21 protein-coding genes and 1 pseudogene are annotated in these 18,834 nt (G+C 45.7%); 2 read left to right on the forward strand and 20 right to left on the reverse strand.

Translation table 11 applies throughout. The features are described from left to right. Nucleotides 1–38: 38 nt before the first annotated feature. The 17 genes and pseudogenes from J4772_RS16080 to J4772_RS16160 all read right to left on the reverse strand — a co-directional run bounded on the left by J4772_RS16080 (nt 39) and on the right by J4772_RS16160 (nt 12,362). A pseudogene (locus J4772_RS16080) lies at nt 39–464 on the reverse strand (GNAT family N-acetyltransferase). Between the two features lie 2 nt (nt 465–466). After that, on the reverse strand, nt 467–1,264 hold the full coding sequence (locus tag J4772_RS16085; RefSeq protein WP_209076125.1) for a class I SAM-dependent methyltransferase: 798 nt from the start codon (nt 1,262–1,264) through the stop codon (nt 467–469). Nucleotides 1,265–1,396: 132 nt separating this feature from the next. Next, nucleotides 1,397–2,032, reverse strand: a complete 636-nt coding sequence (locus J4772_RS16090; protein ID WP_209076127.1) for a histidine phosphatase family protein — start codon at nt 2,030–2,032, stop codon at nt 1,397–1,399. A 247-nt stretch (nt 2,033–2,279) separates the two neighbouring features. After that, nucleotides 2,280–2,630 carry a hypothetical protein gene (locus tag J4772_RS16095; RefSeq protein WP_209076129.1) on the reverse strand — a complete coding sequence of 117 codons (351 nt, stop codon included), beginning with the start codon at nt 2,628–2,630 and terminating at the stop codon, nt 2,280–2,282. Nucleotides 2,631–2,763: 133 nt separating this feature from the next. Next, a complete protein-coding gene (locus J4772_RS16100) occupies nt 2,764–3,741 on the reverse strand; it encodes a phosphotransferase (protein WP_209076131.1) in 978 nt (325 codons plus the stop codon). A 36-nt stretch (nt 3,742–3,777) separates the two neighbouring features. Beyond that, the gene (locus J4772_RS16105) at nt 3,778–4,311 is read right to left on the reverse strand and encodes a hypothetical protein (protein ID WP_116059616.1); all 534 of its coding nucleotides are present in this window, start codon (nt 4,309–4,311) and stop codon (nt 3,778–3,780) included. Next, the gene (locus J4772_RS16110) at nt 4,308–4,646 is read right to left on the reverse strand and encodes a hypothetical protein (RefSeq protein WP_209076133.1); all 339 of its coding nucleotides are present in this window, start codon (nt 4,644–4,646) and stop codon (nt 4,308–4,310) included. Before J4772_RS16110 ends, J4772_RS16105 begins: the two co-directional genes overlap by 4 nt. Before the next feature lie 26 nt (nt 4,647–4,672). Next, nucleotides 4,673–6,157 (reverse strand): amidase family protein, encoded by a 1,485-nt coding sequence (locus J4772_RS16115; protein WP_209076135.1) that lies wholly within the window; start codon nt 6,155–6,157, stop codon nt 4,673–4,675. 240 nt (nt 6,158–6,397) lie between these two features. Continuing rightward, nucleotides 6,398–6,946, reverse strand: a complete 549-nt coding sequence (locus J4772_RS16120; protein ID WP_209076137.1) for a hypothetical protein — start codon at nt 6,944–6,946, stop codon at nt 6,398–6,400. Nucleotides 6,947–6,968: 22 nt separating this feature from the next. Continuing rightward, on the reverse strand, nt 6,969–7,559 hold the full coding sequence (locus J4772_RS16125; RefSeq protein ID WP_209076139.1) for a hypothetical protein: 591 nt from the start codon (nt 7,557–7,559) through the stop codon (nt 6,969–6,971). A 38-nt stretch (nt 7,560–7,597) separates the two neighbouring features. Further along, nucleotides 7,598–8,239 (reverse strand): hypothetical protein, encoded by a 642-nt coding sequence (locus tag J4772_RS16130; RefSeq protein ID WP_116059610.1) that lies wholly within the window; start codon nt 8,237–8,239, stop codon nt 7,598–7,600. A 547-nt stretch (nt 8,240–8,786) separates the two neighbouring features. Beyond that, nucleotides 8,787–9,128, reverse strand: a complete 342-nt coding sequence (locus J4772_RS16135) for a DUF4288 domain-containing protein (protein WP_181917503.1) — start codon at nt 9,126–9,128, stop codon at nt 8,787–8,789. 97 nt (nt 9,129–9,225) lie between these two features. Further along, nucleotides 9,226–9,651 (reverse strand): NUDIX hydrolase, encoded by a 426-nt coding sequence (locus J4772_RS16140; RefSeq protein ID WP_209076141.1) that lies wholly within the window; start codon nt 9,649–9,651, stop codon nt 9,226–9,228. A gap of 14 nt (nt 9,652–9,665) precedes the next feature. After that, the gene (locus J4772_RS16145) at nt 9,666–10,244 is read right to left on the reverse strand and encodes a hypothetical protein (protein WP_209076143.1); all 579 of its coding nucleotides are present in this window, start codon (nt 10,242–10,244) and stop codon (nt 9,666–9,668) included. Between the two features lie 218 nt (nt 10,245–10,462). Further along, the gene (locus J4772_RS16150) at nt 10,463–11,218 is read right to left on the reverse strand and encodes a DUF3891 family protein (RefSeq protein WP_209076145.1); all 756 of its coding nucleotides are present in this window, start codon (nt 11,216–11,218) and stop codon (nt 10,463–10,465) included. Nucleotides 11,219–11,263: 45 nt separating this feature from the next. Next, the gene (locus J4772_RS16155) at nt 11,264–11,743 is read right to left on the reverse strand and encodes a GyrI-like domain-containing protein (RefSeq protein WP_209076147.1); all 480 of its coding nucleotides are present in this window, start codon (nt 11,741–11,743) and stop codon (nt 11,264–11,266) included. A gap of 109 nt (nt 11,744–11,852) precedes the next feature. Beyond that, entirely contained in the window at nt 11,853–12,362 is a 510-nt protein-coding gene (locus tag J4772_RS16160; protein WP_209076149.1) for a DUF1572 family protein, read from the reverse strand. A gap of 243 nt (nt 12,363–12,605) precedes the next feature. Between J4772_RS16160 and J4772_RS16165 the strand changes: the two genes are divergently transcribed. After that, the gene (locus tag J4772_RS16165) at nt 12,606–13,829 is read left to right on the forward strand and encodes an MFS transporter (protein ID WP_209076151.1); all 1,224 of its coding nucleotides are present in this window, start codon (nt 12,606–12,608) and stop codon (nt 13,827–13,829) included. A 19-nt stretch (nt 13,830–13,848) separates the two neighbouring features. Here J4772_RS16165 and J4772_RS16170 read toward each other — a convergent pair whose 3' ends face one another. From J4772_RS16170 to J4772_RS16180, 3 genes are all read right to left on the reverse strand, one after another. Further along, the gene (locus tag J4772_RS16170; protein ID WP_209076152.1) at nt 13,849–15,063 is read right to left on the reverse strand and encodes a TerD family protein; all 1,215 of its coding nucleotides are present in this window, start codon (nt 15,061–15,063) and stop codon (nt 13,849–13,851) included. 167 nt (nt 15,064–15,230) lie between these two features. After that, the gene (locus J4772_RS16175; protein WP_209076154.1) at nt 15,231–16,925 is read right to left on the reverse strand and encodes an ATP-binding cassette domain-containing protein; all 1,695 of its coding nucleotides are present in this window, start codon (nt 16,923–16,925) and stop codon (nt 15,231–15,233) included. Then, on the reverse strand, nt 16,918–17,943 hold the full coding sequence (locus J4772_RS16180) for an energy-coupling factor ABC transporter ATP-binding protein (RefSeq protein ID WP_209076156.1): 1,026 nt from the start codon (nt 17,941–17,943) through the stop codon (nt 16,918–16,920). The genes J4772_RS16175 and J4772_RS16180 overlap by 8 nt, the downstream gene beginning before the upstream one ends. A gap of 98 nt (nt 17,944–18,041) precedes the next feature. Between J4772_RS16180 and J4772_RS16185 the strand changes: the two genes are divergently transcribed. Next, nucleotides 18,042–18,704 carry a biotin transporter BioY gene (locus J4772_RS16185; RefSeq protein ID WP_209076158.1) on the forward strand — a complete coding sequence of 221 codons (663 nt, stop codon included), beginning with the start codon at nt 18,042–18,044 and terminating at the stop codon, nt 18,702–18,704. Nucleotides 18,705–18,834: the final 130 nt, after the last annotated feature.

Consider the following 18,834-nt stretch of genomic DNA (forward strand, 5'->3'; position numbering starts at 1 on the left):
AAGGCAGACGAACACTCATAAAATTGTTTAGTGTTCATTCACTTCAATAAATCTTTCTTTAAATAATAATGAGTATACCCTCCGGCATTCTCAATTGTTCCATAGATCTGAAAACCTTCTTTAAGATAAAAATCCAATGCTTGAAAACTTAATGTATCCAGCTTAATAAAATCGCACTTTTTATCTCGAGCCATTTTCTCGGCTTCCCTGAGAAGCGATTTTCCATTTCCTGATTTCCGATGCGCCGGATCAACAAATAAATATTGAACCTCCAGCCAATTCCAACAAAACTCCCCTACGATACCGCCCAATATTTCTCCATCCTCATTCACTAAATGCAAATTTAACTCTTAATATCGACCTTTAAGCTCGTCAGGGAAGTGCATTAAATTAAACTCTATCATCTTATTTCTGACGTAATCCTTGTTTATTACATTTATATTATTGGAAATCTTCAATGACATATTTATCTCTCCGTTTTGTCCTGCAGAGCATATTTTAGAATCACGATTGAAAATTGATGAGGAACATTCAGTATTTCATGGTCATCACATAATTTATTTAATAATTCTCTGGTTACCTTCATTCGTTTGCTCTCATCTATGTTTGTTAACCATGATACGGATCTCATTTTCCCGCACCATTCCTCGTGAGAATACTTGCCTTCGTAATCTTGCTGCCATTCGCCTACTACATGGAATGAATGGTTCTGCCACTCATCAAACCAGTTCACCGGAAACCCGTTTCTTCTCTCTTTAGTCTCCGCGTTGGAGCCAGCTGGCTTAAGTTCGATGCCGTTGTTGATTAACACTTCAAATGTTTTTTGAGCAATATCGGAATCCGGTTTGAAAACAGAGTTAATGACTATTAGATGCCCATGCGGTTCCAAATACCTTTTTATATTCTCAATAACATTGATGCGCTGAAACCAATGCCACGCTCTAACCGCTGTGAACATCGGATATGTTCTCGAAAGTGTAAAATCTTCAGCTTGAGCTCGAACATAGCTAATATTATTTATTCCTAAGGATTGATCAATCCTCACTGCTTCTTTAATTAATTCATCTGAAGGCTCGATACCGATGACGCGGGCACCGTGCTTATTCAAATCTCTACTGAAAATGCCACTGCCCGAGCCAAGGTCAATCACGTCCTGATCTTTGAAGCGGAATCCTTTGTTAGCTAATTGTTCAAATAGGATTGCAGGCAGACGATCACGATATTTTGCATATTCGGACGCCACTTTACCAAAGTCGGCTCTCATTCTTAATCACCTCAATCGAATGTTACAACAATACCCAAATAAGGTGAAAACAATTAAACCGATCAGGAAGATAACAAACTTTTATCTATAGATTCGATCCACATTCATCTTAATGCTCTTGGACTTCCGCTTTCAACTCTCAACCGCCTCTTCCTTATAGTGTGTAATATCCCCGTGCAGAATAATTGAGTGCCGATCTTGGCTAATTTCAATCTTGCATAAACAGGTAGGATGAATATACGGCGGGTTCCACAGATCTTTTAACTCGCGTTTTTCAAAATAAGCCATGATCAGCTTTACGACAACTGTGTGAGTGACAAGCAAAATCGACTTACCTGAATTTTCGGTTATAATTTGTTGTAATTTATTTACTGCGCGCGTTGAGACCTCTTGGAACGTTTCGCTTTTTTGAACTTTAAAGCTATTCGGATCATTCCAGAAATTAGAAAACTGAAGAGGATCTGAATTCTTTGCTTCCTCTTGGTTTAAACCTTCCCAGACCCCTAGATTGAGCTCCATCAACTCATCACAGGCTTCAATGGGAATGTCTCTTCCTTCGGCTAATAATTCGGCTGTTCTAAGAGTCCGAAGGCTGGAACTCGAATAAATCAAATCTATCTTTTCATCCCTAAGAGCTTCTCCCAGCCACTTTGCTTGTTTAATCCCCAGTTCTGTGAGAGCAGAGTCATTATGACCTTGAAATTTTTTTAGAATATTCCACTCCGTTTGACCGTGTCTTGTGAGAAAAATAGTTGTGATATCGCTCATGCACTTTCCTCTTCCTTATATTGTGACTTGATTCTTCCACGTTCTCCTCAGCCTGAGATTGTCCTTGAAAATTGAATCTTACTCATAGTGTACCCTCTAATTCCTCATAGTGAATTACAGAAGTTTCTGAAAACTCGTCAATCATTGCAGGGAGTGACAGCGCCAGTCTTCCGAATGATTCGTGAACATTATCGTTCATTGAGCCTCCTCCGGGTTTGTAGTCATTCATAATATAACCCTGCGTTATTTACGACTTTTCTCTTTCTTGCATAAGTCTTTTCAAATTTATAAAACTAAATCCATTTCGTCTTCTATCATTATTTGACCAATTGTTTTGACCATATATGTTTGATGCTAGTATCCTAATTAGTTCTGCCTTATCTTTATTGAATACTTTAAGAAAATAATAAATTTTTTTAAGATCTGAATTTTGCTGTCCGAAGTGGAGTATATCTTCAAAATACGGTTTAAAATTATCTTTATCATCATATTCTTTAATAAAACAACAATAATCGCCATGTGAGAAAACCCATCTATAGTAGCAGCGCACAGACTTAATCGTAATTTCATTTTCGATAAGTGCCGATTTAGGTGGCATTAGGTATCACCGAATTCGTTAAATTTTATTTATAGAGAATCTCCACCAAACGATGAAGCGGACCACCCGCTAATTAACTTTCAGAGCGTTTTGTATATGCAATAACGTTATGGCTATACCCATTTTTCTCAAATCAATCATTGAATATGTCCTCAAGTATCGACCAATGGTTACCTACCCACATTAACTCCTCCGCAAATCTCCTTAAAGTTCTGAACTCTTCAGATTTAATATTTAACCAAGCCGATTCTTTCCACCAAGTTAACTTGATTGACCGAACTAGCTTTGATACAGGTAGCGGAGCATTTTCACGGTAACCATCAACAAATGCCTTTGCAGACTCCAAATTGATCTTATTATTCAAGATGGTCCCTGACAATATCGCTCGCGATATGTCGAATTCAGGATAGATAAAATGCATTCGGTCAAAATCTAAAATTGCAGAAACATGATTGGAACGAAACAAGATATTGTCTACGAAGAGATCCCAGTGAACCCAGCCCTCCTCACAAGATTGAAACATTTCCAGATCTATTTTTTCCGCAATTTTTCTTTGAAGCTCAAGAGCTGCAATATATTTATCTGATCCAGCACTATGCGCTTGATGCCAATTCGTCAACCATTGCGTTAACATCTTTTCCTTTGAAGCAGGTACCCAATGCAAATGCAAGGACGGTGGAGCATGCTCATTTAACCACCTGTGCATCCTTCCAGTCACTTGGCCCAAATGATACATCTGATCTTTATTCACTTCACCAGGGCCGACCATATGGCCATGACAAAATTCGGTTAACATGAATCGTTCGCCGGACGATGTTCGTTGAATATACGAACCTTTATGGGGGAGTATCGTTGGGCAAGGAATGCCTGCTTCCTTGTTTAATCTGTCTTGTAGACCTAGAGCCACTTCGACATGACTTAATAATTCATCTGTATATCTCTCTGAATTATATTGCTTTACAAAGAATATACCTGCATCCGTATCAATCTTCCATTTCAGATTTGCGAATCCAAAGTCATTAGCTTCAGCATTTCTGACGATTAGCCCATAATTAAGTTTAAGTTCCTCGGCAATCTCGTATAATATTTGATCTGGTGATTTAGTTGGCACAAAAACAAAGCTCCTTTAATCTAGATTTGCACTGGCTCACCAAAATCTATTAATTGTTTCTTCGTCCCAGATCTGAACTTCAATATACCTTTCCGGCCCTTTTTCTCCATCCTTGTTCCACTCCTGCGGCAAACCCCATTCTGCTATTAACGTAACGATTTCCGCTTTGGTGAAGATCTTCCTCCGATAAGGTTTATTATCTGGATATCTCATAGTCGGAAACAGATCACCGTACGTGAAACTAATTGAGTCTTCTAAAAACTCATTCCAGTCGATAGCAATCATTTTCGGGTTCTTATACCATGACTCTAACCATCTGCATTCCCCTAAAGTCATATAATGAGGGAATCGATTTTTCGGCTTACCGCCTTTATTAATAAACTGATTTCGGGCGATTTCCTCCAATCCTCTTCTAATCGTCATATATTCTTCTGATCGTTGGCTTGCAAAAGACCTACCTTCAAGTCTTATTTGTTCAGATACCTTGCTAGCTTCCTCAATCGACAAACTAGAGAGGTTTCGAAATGGCCCCTGTTCTGCTTCATAATAATGGTACAAGGTATAAGTCATTTCATTAGTTCCTTTGGTTTGGGGTTATCGTACTCACTCCAAATATCATCTAAAGTTGCCGTATTCACGGTGTCCTCGTCATTATTTCCACCTGTTAATGCAATATGATAGTCCCAAAAAGGAATTGAGCTTTTGCTCCCTGCCGAACAAACAATAGGATACCTTGTACTCAGAAAATGATTAACGATTGAAGATACCTCTTCTGTTGCTAGTTTTTTTTCTACACTAACGGAGTACCGTTTGGCATTGTGAATTACTATACAATAAGGAACGCTTGAAATATGATCTTTGAATTTGGCAACTAAGCCTTCCCTAAGAAAAATCGGACCTATCAAGCCCTCCCCTCCTATAACGTAAATTTTCAGACCGGATCGAGAGGAGCAAAACGGTACTTACTCGCTTGTTCATAGGCGTAGGCAAGTCGGAAAAGAGTTGGCTCGCTGTAGGCGGTCCCGACGAAGGTGATCCCCTGCGGCCCTTTCGTCGTATAGCCGCCTTCTGCGATGATGCCTGTCTCCGCATACCCGCCTGGTACGGTTATGACAGGATACCCAGCTCGCGCGGATAGATCGAGCCCATCCTCATTGCCCAGGAACAGCAACGCGTCAAGTCGATATTCGCCAATTGCGTGATCAATGCCTTGCTCCCGGGACATTTCACGGTTAAGACGCAAACTCTCGACGTACGCCGGTTCAGTTAATGTGCCGCTTGTTTCATTCGACCAGATCAGCGTGTCTTGCCCGTATTTCAGCGCGACGTCACGATTCGCTTCGTTATAGGCAATGAGTTCATCTAACGTCCGGACCGAAGCGCCGGGCCCTGCTTTGGCAAGATAATCGTTCAGACCCTTTTTGAATTCGTACTGCATCACGTCCCAGTCCCACTCTGCACTCTCGCAAGGCAAAGATACCGGATCGACAATGATCGCTCCGCGTTCCTCGCAGAGAGTGATTGCCCGCTCGAGAATCTCCGCACGGGCTTCGTCCAATCCACTATAATAATGCCGCGGAATGCCAATCCTCGCGCCTTTCAAACCTTCCGGGTCTAAGAAGGGCGTATAGTCCGTATAGGCTATTCGCCCATTCCCCTGCATGGCCGTATCTTCCGGATCTACAGCAGTCATGGCTCCGAGCAAAATTGCGGCGTCTTTAACCGTACGCGTCATCGGGCCAGCCGAATCTTGGCTTTGCGTAATCGGAATGATGCCTGTACGACTGATGAGTCCAATCGTCGGCTTCAGGCCGACCAGACTATTTTGCGAGGCTGGGCTGATGATCGAACCCGAAGTTTCTGTGCCGATGGCTGCGGTACACAGATTCGCTGCAACCGCTACGCCGGAGCCTGAACTTGAGCCGCCCACGAACAACTCTCCGGGACCGTAAGGGTTAAGCGTCAGACCTCCCCTGGAGCAATACCCCGCCCACATCGTACCTGACATGAAATTAGCCCATTCCGTCATATTTGCCTTGCCGAGAAGCACAGCGCCGGCCGCCCTTAGTTGCGCAGCAACTGCCGAATCCGTCAGAGCGAAATGTTCAGCAAGAGCGATCGAACCGGCACTCGTATGCATGCGATCCCCTGTATCGATATTGTCCTTGAGCAAGATCGGAATGCCGTGCAGCGGACCGCGAACTCCGCGTTCCTGCCGCTCTGCGTCAAGCGCCACTGCGATCGTGATCGCGTCCGGATTGACTTCCAGGACCGCTTTCAGCTTCGGATTTAGCCGTTCGATCCGCTCCAAATACCAACGAACGCAAGCTTCGGATGTTAATTCTCCCGATTCCATCGCTAACTGCAGCGAAATGATGTCTGCCTCTATTAAACTATCATCTGTTATTCTACTCATTTAGAGAGATTCTCCCTTTTCAATGTATTCATAATATCTTTTAGCCCAACTAAATAAACATGAGCATGATCGATTAGCAGCAGCTTGTCGCCTCTAAAATCCCGAATACTAGACTCAATCTTATCCCCGTCCTTGTTAATAAACTCTATAGAATATTGTTCCTTAAATGATCCTGCTTTAAGTAACGAATAATAATCGTGCTTACCGTATCCTTTATCAAATAAAAAATAACTATCATATTTAACAAAACCAGACGAACCAGATATCATCATCTGAGATTACGTTTAATGCATAACAGTCGCAGATATCCGCTTTTGAATTCCTAAAAATTTGTTCACCGTTGATATTCCAAGCAATCAAACCTGCAGCGCCGATCGGAGAATCCCAACCATAGTTGCCGAATACGCCTTCATCAAAATACCCCGTCCATATCGTGCCGTTCTTTGAAACTTGAAGATTCTGAATACCGTCTACCAATAGGATTTCTTTTAACAACACCCCATCTAGATCAAATAACTTCCCATTAAGCTCATACTTTTCTTGATTGAAGAATCTTGTTCTCGCCCCAGCTAAAAGCAACTTGTCGTTTTGAAATGGCTGAACAAAATGATAATTAAATCTCTGATTATATAGTAATAATTCGCTGACAAAGTCTTCCCCTGCGGTTAGCACTTTATAGGTGTGAGCATTTTTTGTGTTGCTTTGAACGGAAGTCCCATTTATTCTTTCAGGAATTTCATCTATAAGTAAAATGTATATGTTGTCATCAAAGCCTATTGAAGCCGACACGACTTGGAATCCATTCCTATATTCACTTTGAAGTTGCCACACACTCCCTCACAGTTTTTTCAAGAACGGCAATCACTTCAGAGAAGTTAAGAATCTCCAACTCTTGTTCCTTAGCTTCGTCTTTCATTGCAAAATCGACTTCCAAATTCTTCATCAATTCTGGGAGGTACCTATAATCGATTTCTTCAATCTCAACTAACTTAACTGCCAACGGTATAATTTCTAATGAGTAATAATCAATGAGTTTGCCATTCAATCTCCAGAAATCCCTATAATACATTAATTGTGCTTCCTTTTTATCGGGTTGTGGCAGCCACTTTATTTTCTTGTTATAGATCTCTTCTACCCAAACAACATCAGATATTAAATGGTAAAAATAACCTAAGTAAAATGGATCTTTCATATGATTCAGATATTTTTCACTGAAACCAATGTAATCAGCAAAAAACTTTCCATCGCGATCTGCTCTTATAAAATGAGAAATACTTTTAGGTGCATTCATATTTTTATGAACATCCGGTGCTATCCCACCCAGTAGAAACTGATCATCGTCAATTTGTAGCTCCTTAGCGAGCAATGATGTTATGCAATAATGCATGACTCTTGATCCCATGATCTTCTCCTTTACTTAGGCCAATATAGTCTGCTTAACTATTCGAATATTTTGCTAGTTCCATTCACTTCCAATTCAAGTTTAAACCTATTTACTGCTTCCTGATAACCAGTTTCATTTCTTTGAGTTCCATAAAATACGGCTCCAAAACCGACTTTAGCATGCGGGGTTATTGAAACGGTCATCTTCTCAAACTGGATGTTCGCAGACGAATCTAATAATAGGGGTCTAACGGTTAATTGATCTGCACTTCCATAATTAAATATCGTAATAGAGCAATTAGCCATAATTTGATCGCCTGTAGTTTGCATGCTGCACCGACTATCCTTTTTCAATAAATCGATTGACTTTATCCCTTCTGCATTATGCCTAAATAGAAACATAGCCTTCTCAGTCGCCAATGGGTAAAGAATTACAAACGCGATACAGCAAATATAAATTCGGCTTCGAATTTTAGGGTATCTCGGGCTGTAATATTTAACGCTTCCAATGATTCCTGAAATAAGAATAATTAGTCCCAGAATAACAGGCAAATGAAATCCGTTTTGATTTCCCCTAGTCCACGGCGCTATTCCAATTGACTCAAAAATTAGATCTCCAAGAGAGTAATGTAGATGAGTATTAGTTAAAACAATTAGAGCAAAAAAGATGGCGAAAATAAAAAGAGATTCTTTCTTCATCGTACACCCCATTCTTGGGAGAACTCATCTTCGAAATTAAGTAGCTACAGCTCTTGTTCTGTGATTTCCCTATAATACATTAATTGTGCTTCCGATCATGTTCTTGTACGAAACTTATATATTTCTCGTCATTATGATCGGTCTTCCATCCAAATGAAAATGAAAATATTAAATGAATAAGAATCGTTACCGCTAAAACTGACATAAAAACTACTTCTTTGCTTTTTCTTCTGGAACTCAAAAAAATCATATTATAAGTCATCATAATAATTCCATTTACTATAAAACTTAAAATGAGAGCAAAACTTTGACCTACTACTACACTCAAACTACGCGATTCTGAATGAAATATATACATAAGTGTCAAGAAAGACGCCGCAATTATTAGCATCATCAACACTTCCGCAAATGCAATCAGCAGTTTGTAACCTGTCTTTAATTCCATTTTTGCAAGTGATGCTAGATTAAGAATATATACAAGAACGATTATACCAATCACTACTTGTATAATAGTTTCGATATGAATTGCTCCTTTTTAATTATTTAATCATTCTTCTTGATAATAATGCTTTAGAACTTCAGGTGTACTTGAGGGTTTCGGTACTAACAAGTATCTAGAAAACACTTCAACTCCCGATTTTAGTTCTTCCTCTAGAATTTCGAAAATATCAATTACTTTAATAAACTTCCAAGTAAGTTCTTCATTATATAGATTCTTATAGCTAACCTCTTCTTCCTTACCTTTATTTTCAGCAATTATATGAGCCTCATCTTTAGAATTGGCCATTATTACGAATATCTGTTCCTCATATGTTTCTGAATCATGTTTGACTAATTCTTCATGGATTACCGCTTTAAATAACAATTGTATCGAATACCATTTACTCAAGGAAACCCAACCTCCTAAATAACTAATATTACATTCAAGATAGCAGTTCCCTCCATTTTTTGATGCTTGAGCTTTAGGACTTTGTCATCTGACTTGTTTAAATATTCTTCTTATCGTTAAACTCAACGCAAAAAGGTTGCATCTCAGGTCTTAAACAGTACTCTATTCTTTGCCTGAAATCTTTCCACTCCACTTTTTCTAGAGCCTCTTGAATCGGGAAAAATCCAGACTCCAAGCTTTCCGGTGTCTGAATTAGCTCCCCGCCGATTGGCTTCCCCAAGAAGAGTGTGTTACAAATTGAATTTCCGACATTTTGAAAAATACCGCAGAATCTGATGATTTCAATGTCAATTCCCGCTTCCTCTTTCGTCTCTCTTATTGCTGCATCGCTTAATGATTCCCCTTCTTCTACTTGTCCGCCAGGCATTTCCCAGCCTCTTCTAGGCCCCTTGATCAGTAATATTTCGTTGTTTTCATTTATTACTATCGCAGCCGCCGAAACAATATGCTTTGGTGGGGTCAACGCTTTACTCCTCCTCAAACCATTTTTATCCCTTTGTTTATCACTTCACTTGAATTTTCTTTATATTCTGCTTGAACATACTCATAAGATACCCACTTATAGTTGTCTAACCTTAAAAAGCCTGCGATTTGATTCACGGGATCCCTTTCAAAAAATTCCTCAAAATCCGAGAAATAAAAAACCTTTGTAATATCCAACGGTGTTACCACCGACAATTTATTAGTATTTTGATTGATGAGTTCAACCATACGTTCTCTATTATATTCGTCTTGGTTTATTTCAACCTCTTCTTCCCAGGCGCATTCAAAATGAAAAGCTCTTTTATTCCCATCGTAGACACTAATTGACCATCCATGATCTTCGGCATTAATTAGGTGGACTAATGTGCCTTTATTACTATTGATCAGCCGTTTATTTGGTTTGAAAATTTTTCCTTTCGGAGCAATAGTCACCCAATGGTTGCTTGCCGGATAAACATACCCCCGAAGCCAGGCCCGCTTCAACAACTCAACGCCATCGTTCTGTTCTGTTGAAAAAAGATGATAGCTCTCACTAAATTCGCTCATACTTGCCCCTTCCTTCCGCTTGATCATGTATTCATAATCCCATTCCGTTCAAAACCTTGATCCATCAGCTTAATCCTCATCAAATGCCTACTTTTCTAATTCCATGTCCGTCATTATTTTCCTTTCTCTTCCTGAGCATTTTGTCATTAAATAGCGAAAAAGCCGCGATTATTCGCGGCCTAAACGCTTATATTCTTATTCGGACTTAATTAAATCCAGTACAGACAATGGGAAAAAACTGGCGTCTAACGCCTAAAAATTACCCTTTGATCTTCCCATTTAATCTTTTCCGCATGAATCACACCAGAATCGACATGTTCCTTTGAAACTCTGCTATACCTTATCCAAGTCTCAAACTCATCCGTAAACGGGAATCCCGCAACTTGCACTTCGTAGTCGCTCATCCAGCTCGTTCGGATCGGCATGTTGCCGGAGGGATTTATGCTTTCCGAATGGCTAATTCCTTCCCTATACCATTCATGTTCCTTGTTTTTCGGCACCCCTGGATCATTGAGACAAACGTAAAGCGACAATCTGTCGCAGAATTGAAGAATATTTAGATGAGCCTCGATCACGTTTCGATCCACATGGCCGAGTTCCGCGAGAATCTTAACCTGCCTTTGTTTTTCCTTCTCTATAAAAGACTTACTTTCAGGTGGACTCCAATTGTCGAAAAACGATACATAATGCAGGCTACACAACAACCCCGCGTATTTATTGATCTCTTCCGTCTCATCCAGCCCTTGTGTGTAGGCAATGATTTTTTCTTCTAGCGGATAATCTTGAAAAGAATAAGGGCTATGAGTGTCCGGATTCACTTGATATTGCGGGTCCAACCGAATCCAGCTTCTATCGTGTTCATAAACGGCAGTTACTACATCTGGAATATTCGCATTAAGAAATAGCTCCTTATTCATATTGCTGCATATGTCACCTGATAATTTTGCGTGCTCATGCTGATGGATAAGAATAAATTCTTCTTCATGTTTGCGAATAATCATGGGCTTCACCGCTTTCTCGCATTCGGTATTTAAATCATCAGTACATTAAGCTCTTTCTATTGGAAAATACAACCACAACCCCTCGTCAGTTTCACCCGGCTTATAAAATTCATGAACCGCTCCGACGATTGAATAATTATTGCTTGGGAGATACTCCGTAATCATGTATCTAAATTTCTCGTCATATGTGTCCAGATTGCATTGAATGATTGCATACTTGTAAGCAGGAATTACCCATCTCGCCCATCCCGCTGGAGCATTGCAGTTATCTACAACTTCACAGCCAGCCAAATATTTCCCTTGATCCGTCCATCGCTCAAAACTTTCCGAAATATCGCTCATCGCTCCCCATAGTCCAACTAGATTTCCTTCATTGTCCTTCTTCGCTAAATCACGAATCTCATCAAAGTTATGATTGGCCTTCTCCCAAAGAACAGGAATCCACTTACCACCTTCAGCAGCAAGACCTTCACCCAGCTTCCCGATAACCGAAAACGAATCTCTATATTCAATTTGAACAGGCACCTTCTTGCCTCCTTGATCTCTTCTACATCCTGGTATTCATCTATCCAAAGATCATTAAGTTTATAATCTCCTTCTTTTCTTTAGATGGGAATAACCCAGTACACTGATTTTAATCGTATCGCCACGTAAGCTGCCCTTTTCTTATTTTCGCTGCATATATAATTTGTCCGGTATGGTAATGAATCTCTCTAACCATCGCTATCATCAGATCCAGAACCGTTGTCTCATTATTTACTTGACTATGTGTTAGGGGCGGCCGCTCGATAAAAGGCTGAGATAACAACAAATCCGGCTTCGCTCTCAGATGTTCAAGATATTGAATTATGATATCGAATGCTTCCTTGGTCATGCCGTAAGCCTGCTCGTTGGACATTTTCAGCCCGCGTTCAAATTCCCGATCCCTGTCCCTGGTATCCGGGATATCCCGAAAAATAGTTTCGATTCTTGAATGAACGCACCCGTGAATATGAGCAACCAAATTCGCTATGCTATTGCTATCCGCGTTTGGAGACCACATTATATCCTCATCCGTCAGCTGCTCAATCGCTTGAAGAGTCCATTTCCTTTCCGACTTAAATTTAACCAGCATACTCTCGATTACTTCGAACGCTATTTCCATAGGCACACTCCTAAAAATGATAAATAACTTCCGTTAATTGCCGTCATCTTATTTTACCAAATAACCCTAAACATAGGTGAAAATAAAAAAAAGGCCTATCCTATTGATTGCCCCATTCTCTCGATGCGTTACCTTCCTATGCGTTACACTCTTCCCATCCCACTAAGAATCCGTTACATTAAGAAAGGGTCCAAATAACACGCACTTCGTAAAAATAACCCCTTCAGGAGGACTTCCGCAACGATGCACCCGAGATCCGAATTGACGCAACAGTTACAGCAGCGACAAGACGAACCGTCCGTCCGAAGCAAGCACCTCATCTTCGCGGTCGCGACGATTCTGTATTGGACGACTCTGTATATATACGTGCCGATCCTAAGTCCTTATCTCCATGAACGGGGATTATCGTTGGGCTGGATCGGCTTTATTCTTGGCAGCTACGGCATTACGCAGATCATTATCCGGTTTCCTCTCGGCATTTACTCGGACGCGATGACTCGCCGCAAACCGTTTCTGATTATCGGAATGCTGGCGGGGCTCGTTAGCTGCCTCTTTTTTCTGCTGCCGGGGACATGGGGCGGACCTTTAGCCGGACGGTTAATGGCGGGCGTATGTGCAGCGGCTTGGGTTCCTTTTACCGTGCTGTATGCTTCCTATTATCCGTCCAACCAGACCCATCAGGCGATGGGTACGCTTAGCTTCCTGACCGTATTCGGTCAGCTCACCGGGATGAGCCTTAGCGGATGGCTCGCCTACTCTGGCGGCTGGGATACCGCTTTTCTTTCCGGAGTTGGCGTTGCCGCGGTCGGTACACTGGTCGCACTCTTCGTCTACGAACCGCAAGCGCAGTCGTCAAAACCGGCCAAATCCGCCGCCGCGACAATCGATAAAACCATCGTCGCCAAGGTGCTGCGTTCACGGTCGCTATGGCTCGTTTCGACCCTTTCCGTGCTCGCGCACGGCATTCTCTTCATTACGATGTTCGGCTTTACACCGCTGCAAGCGGTCGAACTGGGCGCCAGCGAAGCGCAGCTTACCGGCATCGTCATTGCGTTTATGGTTCCGCACGCTCTTGTCTCGCTCTGGAGCGGACGCTATCTCGCTCCCCGCTTCGGTACGCGCGCTACCCTTGTCATCGGCTTCCTGCTCGCTGCCTTCTTTACTGCCGTTATCCCATTTACTCAGAGCCTCGCCGTTCTGGCTCTGACGCAGGTGCTTAACGGATTCGCCCAGGCGATGTATTTCCCGCTCCTGCTCAGCTTGGCCATCCGGAGCTTTCAAACCTCCGAACGAGCGACCGCTATGGGACTGTATCAGTCCGTTTACTCGCTTGGCATGTTCCTCGGCCCTTATATCGCAGGCGGACTTAATGCCATTGGCGGCCTGCAAGCAGGCTTTCTTTTCGGTTCGGCCCTTGGCGTAGCAGCGGCTCTCATCGTACTGCTGAACAAACGGCTTGAAGACTAGCTTCAAGCCGTTACGCTCTCTATCTCCAGCTCTTGAACTCGGCCTTGCCCACGTTCATCTTAAATGACCCGTCCTCATAGAGCAGCGGGCTTTTTTCCGTGAACCGTTTGGAATATTGCTCTACGTGGCTGACTTTCATCTCCGACGGGGACGTAAAATCGATATGCGCGATAGCGACCCAATAAGCGTAGTTGTTTTTCTCGTACAGGGAAGACACGACTTGCTGCCCTTGATGGTTATCGACGACAGCTCTCGCTTTCATGGAATAGAAGCTGCCGATTCCATTGCTAATTGCGCTATACGCGGCGAACAACACATATTTCAGCTCTTCCGGCTTATGGATCGTAATCGTTTCTTGGCCTTTTCCTTTAGAATCTCCATCGAGCTGAATGTACGGAGATTTTTGCGGCGATCCCATGTTGCGATAATAAATCTTTCCTACCTCATTGTTTGCCGTCACATAGAAACAATAGAGATCCAAATCTTTGGCGGATTCCCACTCCAACCTTGCCGTAACCTTGCTCGATTTCCGAATGTTTACGCTGCCCTGTTTCTCCAAGCTCACCTTACTAAGCTGTACAGGAGAAGAGCTCCCTGCCGCAGGTGCAGGTTTGTGAACAGGTTCCGAAGGCGATTTCTCGATCGGAGCCGCCGGTTTTGTCACGGGTTCCGCTGCAACCGCAACCTCCTCTTCGACCTCCAGTCCGAAATTGGTCACCAGCTTTGGCAACCCGCCGTTAAACCCGCTGCCCACCGCATTGAACTTCCAATCGCCTTTATGTAAGTAAAACTCTCCCACAACAATCGCGGTTTCCAGACTAAGGTCCTCGCCAAATCGAAAATCGCCCAACTGCTCGCCGCTGCCGCAATCGATAATCGTGCACGCCGCTTCGGACACCAGACCGAAGGATTTTCCGATTATTTCGCCGTCATGAATCGTCAGCGTGATCGCAATCCGCTCAATATCTGCCGGAATCCGCGAGATGTCGATCCGGATTGCTTCGCGAATGTCTCCCGACTGCTGGGCGTGAACGACAGCCCCATTCCGGCTCTCTTGTTGCCCGTAGAAAATGAAATCCTCGTCGCGGACGCACACTCCGCCTGCATTTAACAGAAATGCCGAGGCGTTAATATCAATCTCCGAATCTGCGGAACGCCAGCTCAGTCCAAATGAAATCGCGCTAACGCTTCTTCCCTTGGTGAGATCCGCTTTTTGACCTTTGGCTAGCCTCAATTCTCCTTCTCTCCTCCCGGATAATCATCACTCTATTACCAGATTATATCATACGTCGTACTCTCATTTCGTATTTTACGAGCAATTCCGACAACGAAAGAGACCGTCTCATCTGCAAAAGCCAAGTTGCCTTTGCCAATGAAACAGTCTCTTTCGTCTCTTAAACGTTAACGCCCTAACAGCCACAGTCCACAAGCGAGCAGCGCGCCTACAGCCGCCAACCCATAATCCCGGAGCCGCCATTTCATTTGCTGCGTATGAACAACGGCCTTCCCGTCTCCTACGCCCCTGCTTTCCAGCGCAAGCGTCACCTCGTCCCCAAGGCGAAACAATGCCAGTAAAAAAGGGAGAGCAATATCTCGCAGTCTTCGGACAAAAGCGACGGGATTTCGCGCCATTTTTTTGCCGCGGGCTCGGATTATTTTGGCGAAGCGTTCCCATAGCTCCAACAGCACCGGCACGAAACGCATCATAAGCGTCACCGCCAAAATCCCTCTCTGCGCCCATAGCGGGCTCGCGTTTCGAAACGAAGTCATTCGCTCCAGCGACCGTCTTAACGACAAGGGCGACATCACCAGCGGGATGGCCAAGCCTAATAGCAATATCAACAGGGTACGTGTAAAAGCAAACGACGTATCGGCAAAAGCTTCCCCGCGCAGCGCCCAATCTCCTCCCGCACCCGAAGCAAAAATTGCCGAAGTGAGGATCGAGAAAATCGCGTAGTTGGCAATTACTCCTCGCCAGCGACGCAACGACACGCGGCCGGCGAGCAGCAAGGCGGCAACCGCTGCTGCCCCAATCGCGATTCCGCTCCAATCCCGCAATGTAAAAAGCCCGACGCTGATCAGCACGTACGCCAGCCAGATCGAGCGGGGATCGAACCCCGCCAGGCGATGCCGAATTCCGCGCTCACGACTTGGCGAGTCGGCTACAGGAGACTGAACCTCCACAGCAGCAGCGCTCTCGGCCGCTTCACCGCGTTCGTTCTCGGAAGGCCACGCCATTGCTGCCGCTAGCGGGTCTCCCAGCCGGTCCAGCCGCGCCCCGCTGAGCCACAGCCGATGGACCGTCCGCAGCCATGCCGGCACGCGCATTCCCGCTTCCGCCAACCACTCGGGATGCTGGATCAACTGCTCCCGGGAACATAGCCGCAGCATCCCTGAACAATCAAGGAGCAGCACCTCGTCGGCGAGCGGCAGCGCCCAGTCGGAATCGTGCGAGACAAGCACGACTCCGCTTCCCTCGGAACGGAGCTCCTTCAGCTTGCGCGCAATAACCAGATGTCCCGCGCCGTCCAGCCCCGCCGTCGGCTCATCTAGCAGCAGCCACGGCGCGGGAGCGGCGAACACCGCGGCCAGCGCCGTTCGGCGCCGCTCTCCGCCGCTCAGTAAATACGGATCTCGAGCCAACCATTGCTCGCTCTCCCAACCTACCGCACCAAGCGCATCTCCTCGACGCTCCGCTTGCACCTCCGGCGGCAGCCGATACGGTCGCAGCGAATAATCGAGTTCGTCGCTAATGCTGCGTGCGAACAGCCCCTCTTCCGGCGACTGGCTCGCATAGCTGTAGCAGAGCAGAGCCCGCTCGTTCAGGCGCAGCCGACCTCTGCCTATCCCGCGGCGTCTCATCCAAAGGGCCTCCTGCCCGTAGGTTGCCTGCAAGCCTTCCGGGGGGCGCAAGCCGGCGATTTTCTCAAGCAGCGTCGATTTGCCCGCGCCATTCGCTCCCATCAGCAGAACGATTTTGCCCGGAGTTAAAGTCAACTCTTCCAGACGGCCCTCTCCGGCCCCTTCCTCGCCGCGCCGCCAGCGAATCCCCTCCAGCCGAAGCGGAATTCCGTGCGGCTTTATAACCTTAGCCATGACCCGCGTTCCCCCACACTTGTTCCCATTCCCGCTCCGTCATCGGCAGCGGATCGCGCAGCTTGCCCAGCTTTCTCAGCTCTAGCGCCAGTTCCATCAAATAAGGCAATCTAAGTCCAGCCCTGAGGCACGGGGATAATGGCCATAAGGCGCTGTCGGCATGCCCCATATCACTCTCACTGGCCCCGCCCCCCTCCATCCTCTCGCCGTCCTCGGCTTCTTCTGTCCCTAGCCAGCCTCCCTCAGCTTCTGCCCTCGCCGAACCATACAGAAACTCGCGTCCGTCGCCATCGTACACAATACGGCCTTCTTGAACCGCGACGACGCGATCGTCCGGACTGAGCTCGTCCAGCCTCTGAGTCACCCAGACAACGGCGGTTCCGCACGAATGAAGCTCTCTGGCCCTGCGCATGACTGCATCCCGATTGTCCTCATCCAGCATCGATGTGGCTTCGTCCATAACAAGAAGCGGCGAAGAGAAAGCCGTTGCCGCCGCGAACGCAGCCATCTGGCGCTGCCCCCCGGATAGCCGCTCCCACGATTCATCCGCCAGAGCCGTCAAACCTGCGCTACGCAATGCCTGCTCCGCGGCCTCAACAATCCGTTCCGCCGGAACGCTTCGCCATTCCAATGCGAATACAATCTCTTCGCGCGGTGTTTCACCGAACAGCTGAGCCTTCGGCTGCTGCAGCACGATTGGGCTGACTCCCTCGCCTGCGAACCCGCGCCGGATAACGCCGCTCATTCGTTCGGGCAACAGCCCCGCCAGCAGTCGAGCCAGCGTCGATTTACCGCTCCCGTTTACGCCGACAACGGTCAGCCATTCCCCGGCCTTAAGCGTCAACGACGCTGCCCGCAACCGTACACCCTGCTCATCGGTCTCGTCTTCTCCATAAATCGTAACGCGGTCTATTTCAAGAGGCTCAATCCCCTGTCCATACTCAATCCGGCCAGGCCTCGAATCCTTCTCTACTGTATTCGCAATTACCGCATTCCACACCGGACGGTTCTCGCTCACGTAAAAATCCCTCTTTTCAACCTGGACATCCCGTGCTACAATCTCAATTGTTAACCACAACCGCAAATCAAGGTTAACATTTAGGAGGCTTTTTGACAATGTCGAATTCATCAACATCATCATCACCCGCTTCATCCGAAGCTGCAGGCGCAGCTGTTACTCGCCGTTCAAATTCCTGGATCCGCGGAATCGTCTACATCGCCTTATTCGGCGCGCTATTCATCGCCGGCAGCTTCGTCAAGATCAATCTTGGCTTCACGCCGGTTCCGATTTCTCTGCAGCAATTCGCCATCATGCTAGCCGGAGGCTTGCTCGGCGCCGCTTACGGATTTTGGAGCATTTTCCTTGTCGTCGCCTTAACCGCCATCGGCTTGCCGCTAATGAACGGCTCCGGCGGGATCGCTCAGATCACCGGTCCTACCGGCGGATTTATCTGGATGTTCCCGATCTCGGCCTTCCTGGTCGGTTGGGCAACCGACCGGATTTACGGCACCGCGCGCAAAATCAGCCGCTCGCGCCAAGCTCTGCTGCTCGTCTCGGTGTTTGTTTTCGGTTCGTTGATCGTGTACATAACCGGCGTCCCTTGGCTCGCGCATGTCGTAGACAGCGGGAAGTACGACACGTTTGCGGGAGCGCTGCGCGCCGGCATGTTCCCTTATTTACCGGGAGACGCCATTAAAGCCGTCGCGGCCACCCTCGTTATCGTCGCGCTTCGTCCCGTCTTGCCGCTTGTGCGCCCTTCCGGCAAATCCAAACGCTGATTCCAGCAAGAACTCCCCTCGCCGCGCGTGACGGGAGTTCATTTCCTTTTCCTCTCGGGACGATCATACAAACAGGCATCTCCTTCCTCGCATACAGTGGAAGGATTCATTTAGTTTTTTTGTCCTGAAG

This window comes from Cohnella sp. LGH (assembly GCF_017671885.1).
Taxonomy (GTDB): domain Bacteria; phylum Bacillota; class Bacilli; order Paenibacillales; family Paenibacillaceae; genus Cohnella; species Cohnella phaseoli.